Here is a 12,336-nt window from a genome sequence, read left to right on the forward strand (position 1 = left end):
TGCTGCCACTGGTAGGTGAACACCGGGCTGGCAGGCATGCCGTTGGGGTCGCTGATGGTGTCCTGGCCCTGCACCGTGACCTGCTGGGTTTGGGTGGGGGTGCTGTCGCTCACCACCAGGCCGATGGCGCTGGGAGCAGCGTTCACCGGATCAGCGGTGCCAGTGAGCACCAGGGTGACCACCTGGTTGGTGATCCCGCCGGCACCGTCGCTGAGGCGGAGCACGAAGGTCTCCGTCGCCGTTGCACCTGCATCAAGAGGGTTTAGGCCCAGATCGGTGACCTGGTAGGTCCAGCTCACAGAGCCCGTGCCGTCGCCGTTGGTGTTGTCGGTGATGGTCGGCACCAGGGTGCCGATCGGGGTGGTGCGGCCAGGGAAGTTGCTGGTGCTGCTGACGACGCTGACACTCAGGATGTTGGCGAAGTCGGGATCAACGACTCCGAAGGAACCGGTAGCCGTGTGGGTGAAGTTGTTGGCCAGCGGAGCGTTGCGGTCCAGCTCAGTGATGGCAGCGGCAGCGTTGATCGGTGTCACCACGCTGGGAGCATCGTTGGGGTTAACGCTGCTGACATTGGAGAACGCGGTTTCGATCGCGCCGGCGGCGTCGGTGAAGCGGCCCATCACGCGAATGGCGAGGCCGGCTTCGGCAGCCGTCACCGTCATGGAGGGACCACGAAGCGGCGAGGTGGTGACGTTGAAGGCGGTCAGGATATCCCTAAAGATGCCTGAGCCTGGGGCCGTCTCAACCTGCCAGGTGTACTCCACAGGAGCGGTAACCGCAGAGAGGAGATTGGTAGCGGAGCGCTCATCCCAGTCCCGAAGGACTTCGGAGGAGGCAACGAGCACTTGACCAACAGCCCCAGTCACCGTGCCGTCAACGGCTGCGAAACCGTCGACAGTTAGGGAGACGCGGCCTTCAGCCATGCGGTTGGCATGCTGAGCGATCTTGATGCTGCCATCGCTGAACAGCGCACGCTCTACCGCCTTCACACGGTCCGCACCATCGGTGCGGTTGACCCGGTTGTCAGTAATCGAAACCCAACCGTCAGCATTGAGGTCAGCGGCAACACCAGTGGCGGCGTTGTAGCCCTCAATGGTGTAGTCAGCGCGGTTTCCACTGAACTGAACAACGTCAACGTCAGAAGCGCTGCTGCTGTTCTTGATCCCACGCCAGATGCTGAGCTGGCTGGGCAGGATGTCACGGCTGAACAGCCGCTGCTGAATCTCTGCGAGCCGGCTCACGAGATAGGGAGATCCCGTGGTGGGAGTCACCTGGATCCCCACCTCCAGGACGCTGTCGCCCTCGATCAGATCATCGCCGGCGCGGCCCTCGATCAGGTCGCTGCCGCCGCCGCCGATCAGGATTTCACCCGTGCTGAAGCGAGTGGCGCCAGCCTCATTAACGCCAGCCAGGAGTGCGTCCAGGCCATTGATCAGGTTGACATCCGCGTCAAGCAGGATGTGATCAACATTGAATTGTATGGGTGTAGTGCCGGTACCGCGAATGTAGTCGTTGTAAGCAGAACCAGAGACAGCCTCAGTGAGTTGATATTTGTCCATCGAGGCGCCTGGGGAACCGGCAGCCAGAGGAACAATCAATGTTTGAGCATCCATATCGGCATAGATGCCGTAGGGATCATTCATATGGGTTGCCCAGTCGAAGCCGAGCTGGCCAAAGAACTTATCGGTGCCGAGGCCACCCACCATTACGTCGTTGCCAGTTTCGGCGTCATGATCAATGTTGCCACCGGTGTTATATGTCACGTCGTGACCAATAACCGGGCTATTAACACTGCGCTTAGTGGGAATACCCTGAATGATGTCGCCGTTGTCGCCCAGCAGCAGACCGTTTTCCAGACCGGACTCGAGCCAGTCGTTACCCTCTCCACCGAAAATCGCTTCAACACCGGCACCACCATCAGCGAAGTCGTTGCCCTGGCCGAGCAGGAACTCCTCATCATCTGGACCACCAATCACCACATCGCTACCGATGTCGGTGATGATCAGGTTGAGGCCGGGGCCACCGTTAACAACGTCGTCACCAGCGTCGGAGCGAATTTCGTCGTCACCGAAGGTGTCGGTGATCACATCGCTGCCATCGCCACCGAAGATGAAGTCGTTGCCGATACCACCTTCGAGGTTGTCGTCGCCGGCATCACCCCAGAGGGTGTCGTCGCCGTCGCCACCGATCAGGGTGTCGGCTTCATCGGTGCCACCAAGCACCACATGCTCGCCGCCAACAAACTGGAGCAGATCATTGTCGAGATCTCCATCCAGGTCAGCGCGCAGCACCTTCTGGTCGCCGGTCATGGCGGCGATGAAAGGATCGAGGCCGTTGACTGCACCCTGCGGATCATCAAGGCCTAGACCTTGATTGAATTGGCGGGACTGATCCACTTCCAGCTGATAATCCATCGCCTTGAACACGTTGCCAGGCAGGTGCTCGACAGGTGTGTTGCGATGGATCATCTCGGCGAACTTGTTGTTCTCCAACTGAGCCGTGAGGTTCAGGTTGGCGAGGCGAGTTAGGTAGTAGAAGCGGTCAGTATCCTGCAGCTTCTCCATCTGCACTTCGAACACGAAGTTGAAGGTGGTGCCGAGCATGCCACCGAAGGGCATCGTCTTCTCGAGCAGTCCACCCACCCAGAAATCAACCTCATTGAGACCGCCCAGGTTGGGGTCGCCTGCATAGGCGCCGCGGGCATTGAGGAAAGCGAGGCGGTCAGCGTTGAAGGCCGCATCGCCGGGCTTACCCATCACCAGATCCCAGGCGGCATCGCGCTTGGCTTCGGAGGTGGTGGCGCTGGTGATGGAGCTGTGGGAGCCGTAGGCGGCGATCACATTGACGATCGACGCCGGGTTGCGCAGGTTGAGCGAGAAGTCGCACCAGCTGGAGTAGGGCTTGATCGCTGAATCGTTGGAGCCGCGGAAGAACTCCTCACGGGCGTTGTTCAGCGACGGCACGCCGCGCTCGCGGCCACGGGCGATGTTGAGAACAGCCAGGTCGAGCGGAACGCCCACCAGGCGGTTGCGGAGATCGCCCACCACGAACTCATCGATCTCCTGACCCACCTGGCGGGTCATCCCGCGGGCCACGGCCGCAGCGGCCTCAGCCTGGCTCATGCCACCGTCTACTCCCTCAAGTTTGGTCCACTCCACGGGGTTCAGGAAGGCTTCGAACAGGCTCACCTGTTCCTGATCCAGACCGCGCACGCCATTGCTGCCAATCACCTTAAAGTTCTGATCGAAGCGATCCACGCTTTCGCCCATCATCGAGTGGCCGAAGCGGTACACCACATCGGCGAACTCGCTGACGATCGATCCATCAAGCTCAGCTTGGTAGCCGTTGAACACGTTGAGCATCGGCTGAACCGTGCGGCCGAATTCCTCGAACACCAGATGCTGATACTGCATCTCGGTGGGCAACTTGCCAGCCTGGAATAGCCGCTCACCGTTCCAATCGAGGCTTGCCGCGCTGGCCGTGGCCAGACCCTCTGCGCTGATCGGAGTATTCAGCCATTCATTCAGGAAGGTCAGGTTGGCAGCGGGGTCGGCGATGGCTTCCGCCAACACCAGGCCCTTCACCAGATCCACCTGGCGGTTGTGCTCGGAATGGAAGATGTAGTGGAGGCTGGTCAGACCGTAGTTTTCGTTGCCACGACCATCACCGGTGATGAAGTGGCGATCGAGTAGTTCGTTGTCGTAGGTTCTGACAGGCTGCCGGTCGGTGGCCGAGCTGATGGCGGTATCCGTGTCTGCTGTCTTGCCGGCACTGGGATTGGCGTTGCGGGCGATGTCGTCGAGGAAGGCATGGCCGGTGGACACGAAGCCATCGGCGGTGCGTACGGGAGCTGCGGGGTTGCCCTCTACGGACGTGACCACACCGCTGGCATCGATGGAGCGAACCAACCGCACGAAGCCATTGGCGCCGGGGATGAAGTTGCCATAGGCATCAACGAGCACCTCCGGGATGGCGTGCACGTTCATGTCGTTGAGCTCGATGCCCAGCAGATTGAGGGCCTGAGCCTTCACATCCGCCCAGGTGGCCAGGCCACTGCCAGCACCTTCCAGCAAATGACCGGTGGCCTGCGGCTTGCCATCCACGAGCTCATACTCGCGGTGGAACACCTGGGCTGCAGCGTTGGAGGTGTAGGTCTGGTTCTGATCAACCCAAGGAGTGGTCTTGTTGATGGCTTTGCCATCGGCATCCACCGAGGCGCGGGTCAGCGCCATGAAGTTGGTGGGGCTGCCAGGGACGTACAGCTCGTCATCCGGCTGGAGGGGGATGTACACGGTGCCCTTGCCACCCTTATCGAGCAGGTCGAGGCCGTGGTCGAAGAACTGGCCGAACAGCGTCATCCAGGAGTTGAACGGCGCCGAGAGGCCTTCATCGGGGGTCACGTTGGGCAGAGCCACCGTGGCGCGGGTGAGGTCGCCCAGGGTGTCGAACACGTTGATGCCCTTGGCGCTGAGCTCGGTGCGCAGAGCAGCTTCTGCAGCAGCAATCGCAACGGCATCAGTGCCTGCTTTGGCGACTTCAAGCGCATCCACCGCGCCGTTGATCTCCGCCAGATCTGTCATGCGGTCGGCGGAGCCAGCCAGCACAAGGGCTCTGTAGATGGCGGCTGGGTTCTGGAGGCTCTGATCGACCACCAGGTTGGAGATGATACGGGGATCAACATCCACCACATCGCCGGGCTGAATGGCGCGAGGGCTGGGATTGTTGTTTTTGGCGTTGACGCCGTAATTGTTGTTGGTAAGCGTGGCTCCAGGGCCAAACGACATGCTGTCGTCGCCCTCGTTACGGAACTGCTGAGGCAGCAGGGAGGGGAAAAGCTGGTCGGCGGCGCCGAAGTTTTCCCGTCCGGGGCGCAGGTTGTTGTTGCTGCCGTCAACGCGGCGCAGGCCCCAGGGCAGGGTTGTATCTGGGATGAAGGTGGATAGGTCTTCGCCGCGGGAGTCGGCTTCGGCGATCAGGATCTGCTTGAGAATGAAATCCAGATCACCGCGATTCATCATGACCATGATGGGTTAATTCCTCGAATTGAAGGGGAGAAGCGGTAATGAAGTTGAGGTCCGGGGATCTGGACCCCTCACGAATCGACCTTATGCAGAGCAACCCAGGCGGACATCCCAACCCGCCCAACACGACCACCCACGAACAACCACGCGCGCCAACGACGCAACGAAGGTAATTCCATTTACAAGCAGGGGCGCTCTTGGTGGCGGCGCGGGTTCGCCAGCTGAGCGGGACCGCTTCAGGCTGAGGGCCGAAGGGGAAGATGCATCTCTGCTCTCAGCCCGCCATGGACGGAACGCAACAGGTCGAGGGACCCACCGTGGGCTTGGCAGAACTGCTCGACGATGCCCAGACCAAGGCCGCGGTGACTGGTTTCGTGGCGATCGCCGGATGCAGGCATGCGTGGCATCAGCAACTGGCTGGCTGGCTGAAGCCCATGGCCGTGATCGTCCACGCTGATGATCAACGCATCCTTGCCGGACCTAGCGGAAACCAAGACCGGCGGCAGGCCGTACTCAAGGGCGTTATCGATGAGATTGTTGAGACTCCGTTTCAGCGCAAGCGGGTTCATCCGCATGATCCTCCGTTCGGCATCCAGCTGAACGTTGTCACTGTTGTAGCTGTTAACCACCTGGCCTAACAGCTCAGCGATCTCCAAATCAATGCGATCGTGCTGCTCGGCCAGGCTATCGGCGTAGGCATACAGCTTGTTGGTGAGTTCACAGAGCTGATCTACATCGGCATCCATCTTCAGCACGTCATCCATCACCTCATCAACAGGAACCAACCCAGCGGCCAGTTGTTCACTGCGCAACTTGATCCGACCCAGCGGCCCACGAATGTCATGGATGAGGCCTCGCAACAGGGTGCGCTGCCGCTCGTCATTGCTGTTCATGCAGTCAAAATCGATTCAGCTGCCGGCACACGCTCTGTGCCAGCGAACTGCCTGAGGTGCGGAAGCAGTTTCTGGCGGAGGGTGAGATTCTCGGCCACACCACGCACCAGATGGGCTTCGCCATAGAACCAGGCCATCAAAAGGAAGATGGCGCTCAGCGAGTTGGTCCAAACAAACCAGACGCAGATGTCACGAGCCCCCTGCCGTTGCCTGCACTGAAGAGCGGAGCGCTCCATACAGCCTCAATGGGTTGGTGTCAGGCGGAGGATCTCAGCCATCAGCCTGTAGCCGCGCCCTCGCACAGATTCAAGTTGATCCCCCAAACCTGGCCATAAACTGTTGAGTTGGCGACGCAACTTAGACACACGCATGTCGAGGCTGCGACTGGAGCCGACATCGACGATACTGCCACTGCCACGGGCCAACTGTTCTCGGCTGAGGATCAGACTGGGAGATTGGCAGAATTTACTCAGCAGGACAGCCTCTCCGCGGCTGAGGCTAAGGAGCTCATCACCGCAGCTCAAACTGAGCTCTGCTGGATTGAACAGCACCTCGGCAATCTGAAAACAATTCTGGGAGGGATCAAGCCCTGCCCAGCCAGGACCGGCGTAGCCCAGAAGCCGTTCGATCCGCAGCATCAGCTCCTTGGTTGTGAAGGGTTTGCTGAGGTAGTCGTCGGCGCCGACCTCCAAGCCGTGAATGCGATCATCGGGAGCCCCGAGCGCAGACAGCATCAGAACAGGGAAATGATGGCCAGCCTTGCGCAGACCTGTGAGGATCTCGGTGCCGGTCTGGTCGGGCAACATCTGGTCAAGCACAAGAAGATCTGGATAAATATCTGCAAGAAGCCTGTCAAAATCAGTGGCTGTGTGAATGGCCAAGGGAAACCAACCACAAGCCTTGAACTGACGCATCAGCAACTGACACAACGACGTATCGTCATCCAAGACCCACACCTTGGCTCCGGGTGACTCTGTTGAAATCGTGGCGGGGGTAGTAACGACCTGATCAGACGCCGCTGTAGCCATTTCCAGCACTAATGACTCGCCAGAACTAAAGTCAACCCGAACGCCAAGTTCAGAAGGTGAGGCATTCTGGTATTGCATCGTCGATATAAGCGTTAGGTCCTTGCAGTTCCCATAATTTGGTGGACACACACCACGAGAGTCCGCTCAGTCGAGTGTACTGGCAGCAATTGCATATTGGGAATCATCGATCAAGCTCAACTCTCCAGCAGGATCTCCTGGCGTCAAGACTGGAGATCATGAGGTCCTCATCCAGCTTTGGCTGGCAATCCGAGGCTTGTCGACTGGCTGGCCTTGTCCCTGCTGATTAATCAAGCGAAGCAGCCAAGGCCATTCTCAAGCCGATGCTCCATGCCCTGAGGCTTTTCTTGGGATAAGCCGCAGGCTTCAGAACGCTGTCAGGAGATCGACACATGAACCCCCGCGAGCCGAGGCGCGTGACTTGCCACTTGGGTGTTTCGAAAGCGCAACGCTGTTCGGGGCTGGTTGCGGCGGCCTCACATCTGGCTGCTGTTGCAGCTCCATGGGCGCTGCAGCCGAAACAAAAGACCTCGTCTGAGGACGGTAGGTGAAACAGAGAGCCATGGCACCAAACGTGAAGAGAGGCAGAGCCAGCAGTGGATCACCGCCGGTATGACTCAACTTATGGACGACCTCCACGGGCCAACGGGCAGGTGCTCGAAGACCTCTCAATATGAACACTGCCTTCGCGCATGACGAACAGATGGCCCTTGCCAGGAGGGGTTACCAGGTGGGACAGGAGGGCAGGAGGGCAGGGAGCAGCACCAGCATCTGTCGCTAAAGGAGCCCAGCCGTTAGCATCGCATCATTAGTCCGTACTAGCGCTTGTTCGTGACTGTCAATCCGAACATATCAACTGACGCCACCTTGGAGCGGTGGCTGGGAACGATTAAAACTCATGTGGATCCCCTCAAGCCCAATGGGAAGACTCCAAGCCTCTGCGGCGTTGACTTCAAAGGCTCCTCTCTTGGGTTGCTCAAGGCCAAGATTGAGGAAGCCGGGAGGGTCCTAGCCCGCAACCCTGCCGACAGCATCACCATCTGCATCGCTGAAACTGGTCAATGTCGTGGTGCAGCAGCAAAGCGGGAAATCAGGGTGATTCCCAAACGCCTGGCCTTCATCCTGCTTCCAGGCGAAGTTCTCAACCTCGAGATAATCTCGCACCAGGTCAGCGGACTGCTGTTGCAGGTACCAACCACGATCCTCTTGCGAGAATGTGAGCTACACGGCACTGAGGACCCAGACCTCCTCTCTCTCCAAGAAACAATTCCCGGCCACGAAACTCTAATCCTTGCCTGCACTCAGCAACTACTCGACCTTGCCGATAAAGATGAAGGTCCGGCAAAGTCAAGGCTGATCGATCCTCTGGAAGCCTCAATCCTCTCACTGATAGCAAGCCTGGTGGGCACCACCAAAGGCTCCTCCGCTGCAGGCAATGCATCAGAGCCCAGCCAGTCAGCCCATGTGCAAGCTGCTCTGGCATTCATGGAGGATTACCTGGCCGGAACAATTACCCTCGCGGACCTCTGCAAAGCGTGCTGTATCTCAGCACGCACACTGCAGGTTTCCTTCCAAACGGTGACGAACCGGTCACCGCTTCAGTTTCTGCAGGAATTGAGATTTATACGTTTTCGCGATCTACTTCTGCAACGAATGGATGTCCGCAGTGCGTGCAAGCAAGTCGGCCTCCAACCCACGGGGCGAATGGCAGCCAATTACAAGCGCCTATTTGGCGAACTCCCCCGCGAAACAAAGCCTCAGAAAACCTAGTAATAGGTCTGGGAATCCAAAGTGAGTCCAGCGTAAATGATTTCCAGGGCTTCAATATCGCCATTATGGACAATAGTAGAGTGAAATTTCCATAAGCTCAAATCGCTTTTTCTATCAAATGGGCTCGCGCCTGCGCGCGGCCAGCAGCATTGGCAACCCGTGAGCCTAATTCAAGGCCTCCATCCTTACTGCCTGGCGATCCCTGCAAGCTGCAAGCGCCATGAACGTATTCCACGCAGCACAGAAGAGCCCAAATCGCTCCGGAAGACACTTGCCAATCCGAGCATCCAACGGCGATAATGTTTGTTGATGATGAATTTCCAATGGATACCGTTGGCACAACTCGCACTGGCGCGAACGCCAAGGTTGCCGTGGTGGACGATGATCCGCGCATTAGACGCCTGCTGGAAGACGAACTGATAGATCTCGGCTATGCGACCACCTGTTACACCAATGCTTTCGATCTGCTTAATGAGCTGGACACAAATCCACCTACATTGGTACTGCTCGACCTGCTGATGCCTCAGATGGACGGCATCGAGTGCCTTCGTCGCATTAGAGGCGCCGGATTTGAAGGCCCAGTGATTATTTTTACGGCCCTAAGTGATAATGAAAAGCGCACAGAAGCAGAACTTGAGGGAGCCACAGAGTACATCCTCAAACCAGATCTATTCGAACACCTCGAGACGATTATATCCAAATACCTTTGAGACTTAAGCGTCCAACACTCCTAGATTGGTTGTTCATTTGAGAGCTTGAACGTAATTCAAAACTCTGTTGCAGCTATCACTCTGAGCCTCATCTATCAAGAGAATACTGGGGTCTAGCTCCGGTAAATCATCCGCCTTCTTGATCCTAAGCAGCGGCAGAAGCACCATCATCACAGTTTTCGGCTCACCCTCAAGTGATCGTTCCGAAGATGATGGCAAGAGGGTGATCTGTCCGTTCATGACCCCCAAAACAGCTCGACAGACGGCGAGACCAAGTCCGGCACCATCAGCACGGCTTGGATCTCGGTGCTCCTCTAGCCGATGAAATCGGTCAAAAACACTTTCCTTCTTAGTCTCAGGAATACCAACACCCCAATCGGCCACACAAATCCTGAGACAACCATCTTGAGCAGCAAAAAGCACAACCACGCCAAGATCTGGGGAGCTATAACGGAGTGCGTTATCCAAGATATTGTTCAGAACAAGATTAAGAGCCTCCGGGTCAACTGAGATGTAGTTACCTCCCACCTCATCCGACAAATAGAACGCAACTCGGGCTCGAGAGACCTCTGGCAACTGGTGATGCCAATCTTTGAGTTGCTGACAAACCAAGACCGACCGCATTTTCCAACGATTGCTTTTAGCATCCAGATCGGTGAGCACGCTCAAATGATCAATGAGCCGCTGCATACGTTTAAGCTCCTGACTAACCATATTTAGGTATTCTCCTGACGCACTAAGCGAACTATCGAGCTTGATGCCGGCCCGGCGCAAACTAGCCTGGGCAATAGCGAGGGGGGTGCGCAGCTCATGAATGAGCTGGTTCATGAAGACCTGTTGGCTACGCAGAGATTGTTCAGCCGGCCCTGGATCAGTACGCCGTCTAGCGAAATGCTGAATCGTGATAAGAGTGTATTTATCCGATGCCTCAGACAAGCGCTTCCAGCGAATCAGCATATTACTCGCTCCAACCTCATCAGGATCCTGCTGCGGTAGCCTCCATGCCACTTGACCTACCGGTAACGTTGATATCTTCCGCCTGAGTCTCAGTGCACGTTGCGGTTGAAAGTAATCTGCCATTGGATGCACATCGGCGAGAAACTCCTCAAGACCGCGGCCAGTCGCCCGATAGTGCTCTTTAACGGCAGCGAAATTTGCCCAGGCGATAATGAGCTTGCCATCAATAATGAGCATTGGCTCGTTGCTGGTCTGGAGCGCAAGCTCCAGGATCCGATCATCAAGATTGGACATGACAAATCGGCAACTCGAACTGAAGAGTGGTGCCGGACTGTTCTTGATCCACAATTTTCACGTTGCCACCCATTCTTTCAATCAGCAGGCGGACGATGGCAAGACCAACACCGGTGCCACGAACCTCTTCCCCTGTGGTGAGCTTCGATCGATAGAAGGGCTCAAACACCAATTCCCTCTCGGCCTCAGGGATGCCAGGACCACGATCTTCAACCCTGATGCGCACCAATTCAGGAGTGCTGTCAATCAACATGTAAATCGGCTGATCTGCCTGCGAATACTTCGAGGCATTCTCTAACGCATTGAGCACACATTGACGCAGTCGCTCACCATCAGCATGGATGGTGGCATTAACAGCGGGATCAGCTTGGTCAAGGTCTTGCCATTGAAGGCGGCTTCCCCAAGGCAATACCTGCACATCCGTATAGATTTGCTGCAACAGCCGATAGGGATTTATAAGAGTGGACTGAAGCGAAAGGTTATTGGAATCACCTCGAGCAAGATCGAGAAGACTGGTCACCAGACTATTAACGCGCCCAGCCTCTGTCTGCAGAGAGTCAACCAGCCGACTCTGATCAGCAGGAAGATCGCCAGCGAGACGAGCGAGGCGACGGGCGTTGCTACTGATCAGGGTGACCGGCGTAAGCAACTCGTGACTCATGGAGCGCATCAACAAGTTCTGTTGTGTCCAGGCTTTCTGCAAACGATCCGCCAGAGAGTTGTAAGAGGCTGCAATTCCATGGAGCTCCTGCGGTTGCCCATCGGTCAAAACCCTCTCACCACCCACCACCCCCGATGGCCTCAGGCTGAGATCATCCATGACCCGCTCGAGACCCAGCAAAGGATTCAGGGCGAGAGCCGTAACCTGTCTAATCAGCAGGGTTGCGATCAACACCAACACCAACCAGATCCCTAACAAGATGATCAGGTTTTCCTGCCGGCTGGCAGGACTGATGCCCACATCTTCCAAAAAGCGCAACACCCCCTGACCATTCCCCAGGGGCATCGAGCAGGTGAAGTAGGTCTCCCCTCTATAGGTAAACGTGCGGGGTTTCTGCATACCGGGTGCATTCAAGCCGGCCGCAATGAGCAGCTGATTCCTGTTGGGATCGGTGAAAAACTCCTGCACAGACGCTGAATTGGGGAAAACCGGCGGAGCAGATGGACGACTCAGCCAGACAAGCACGCGCGTGGCTGAAAATTCATTGAGAACTTCCCTAAGGTCCTGTTCACCAAGCCTCGATAGCGCCGGGATTCCCTGATTGCCTCTGATCGCGAGGTTCTCATTGATAGCAGCGGCTGTAGCCATCACAAGACGCTCATGACGCTGCAAGCGGTCTCGCTGGATCACAACCTCCGTTGTCACCAGCAATATCCCGTAGCTGACTGAAATCAGGGCAACCAGCGACAGCCACAGTCGCTGTCGAATCGAGACAACACCCTTGGCCATCGAATGGAAAAAAGCAAATTAATCCTAACTCCGGCATACCCCCTTCCCAAGCTCCAGTGGGCGCCGGCGGCGCAGCCCGCGCCTGCCATCAGCTGTCCGCCGCCCTGATCACACGCACCGCACTGGCCCGCAAGCGGCCGGTCTTGGTAGTGGCGGGAGCTTTCTTTGCCGCAGGAGCCTTTGCCGCAGGTTTTT

The 12,336-nt window shown here is 57.3% G+C and carries 8 protein-coding genes; 2 read left to right on the forward strand and 6 right to left on the reverse strand.

From position 1 onward, the window contains the following. The 4 genes from KBY72_RS12770 to KBY72_RS12785 all read right to left on the reverse strand — a co-directional run. The coding region (locus tag KBY72_RS12770; RefSeq protein ID WP_254993741.1) for a peroxidase family protein at window positions 1-5,015 on the reverse strand (5,015 nt) is incomplete at its 3' end. A gap of 242 nt (window positions 5,016-5,257) precedes the next feature. After that, window positions 5,258-5,914: a sensor histidine kinase gene (locus KBY72_RS12775; protein ID WP_254993742.1), complete on the reverse strand. Its 657-nt coding sequence runs from the start codon at window positions 5,912-5,914 to the stop codon at window positions 5,258-5,260. Then, window positions 5,911-6,150 (reverse strand): hypothetical protein, encoded by a 240-nt coding sequence (locus KBY72_RS12780; protein ID WP_254961977.1) that lies wholly within the window; start codon window positions 6,148-6,150, stop codon window positions 5,911-5,913. Before KBY72_RS12780 ends, KBY72_RS12775 begins: the two co-directional genes overlap by 4 nt. A 6-nt stretch (window positions 6,151-6,156) precedes the next feature. Beyond that, complete coding sequence (locus KBY72_RS12785; RefSeq protein WP_254993743.1) at window positions 6,157-7,020, reverse strand: response regulator transcription factor; 864 nt, start codon at window positions 7,018-7,020, stop codon at window positions 6,157-6,159. Between the two features lie 771 nt (window positions 7,021-7,791). Here KBY72_RS12785 and KBY72_RS14470 point away from each other — a divergent pair. Both KBY72_RS14470 and KBY72_RS12795 read left to right on the forward strand, forming a co-directional pair. Next, window positions 7,792-8,730 carry a helix-turn-helix domain-containing protein gene (locus KBY72_RS14470; RefSeq protein WP_254993744.1) on the forward strand — a complete coding sequence of 313 codons (939 nt, stop codon included), beginning with the start codon at window positions 7,792-7,794 and terminating at the stop codon, window positions 8,728-8,730. Window positions 8,731-9,029: 299 nt separating this feature from the next. Beyond that, window positions 9,030-9,440 carry a response regulator gene (locus KBY72_RS12795; protein ID WP_254961973.1) on the forward strand — a complete coding sequence of 137 codons (411 nt, stop codon included), beginning with the start codon at window positions 9,030-9,032 and terminating at the stop codon, window positions 9,438-9,440. 33 nt (window positions 9,441-9,473) lie between these two features. Here KBY72_RS12795 and KBY72_RS12800 read toward each other — a convergent pair whose 3' ends face one another. Both KBY72_RS12800 and KBY72_RS12805 read right to left on the reverse strand, forming a co-directional pair. Next, the gene (locus KBY72_RS12800; protein WP_254993745.1) at window positions 9,474-10,691 is read right to left on the reverse strand and encodes a sensor histidine kinase; all 1,218 of its coding nucleotides are present in this window, start codon (window positions 10,689-10,691) and stop codon (window positions 9,474-9,476) included. Then, window positions 10,678-12,141 (reverse strand): sensor histidine kinase, encoded by a 1,464-nt coding sequence (locus tag KBY72_RS12805; protein WP_254993746.1) that lies wholly within the window; start codon window positions 12,139-12,141, stop codon window positions 10,678-10,680. The genes KBY72_RS12800 and KBY72_RS12805 overlap by 14 nt, the downstream gene beginning before the upstream one ends. Window positions 12,142-12,336: the final 195 nt, after the last annotated feature.

The sequence above is a fragment of the Cyanobium sp. BA5m-21 genome (genome assembly GCF_024346235.1).
GTDB lineage: Bacteria > Cyanobacteriota > Cyanobacteriia > PCC-6307 > Cyanobiaceae > Cyanobium_A > Cyanobium_A usitatum.

Bases quoted from the DNA above. Each gene is read 5' to 3' on its own strand.
- KBY72_RS12775 (WP_254993742.1), bottom strand. From the start codon at position 5,914: ATGAACAGCAATGACGAGCGGCAGCGCACCCTGTTGCGAGGCCTCATC.
- KBY72_RS12780 (WP_254961977.1), bottom strand. From the start codon at position 6,150: ATGGAGCGCTCCGCTCTTCAGTGCAGGCAACGGCAGGGGGCTCGTGAC.
- KBY72_RS12785 (WP_254993743.1), bottom strand. From the start codon at position 7,020: ATGCAATACCAGAATGCCTCACCTTCTGAACTTGGCGTTCGGGTTGAC.
- KBY72_RS12795 (WP_254961973.1), top strand. From the start codon at position 9,030: ATGTTTGTTGATGATGAATTTCCAATGGATACCGTTGGCACAACTCGC.
- KBY72_RS12800 (WP_254993745.1), bottom strand. From the start codon at position 10,691: ATGTCCAATCTTGATGATCGGATCCTGGAGCTTGCGCTCCAGACCAGC.
- KBY72_RS12805 (WP_254993746.1), bottom strand. From the start codon at position 12,141: ATGGCCAAGGGTGTTGTCTCGATTCGACAGCGACTGTGGCTGTCGCTG.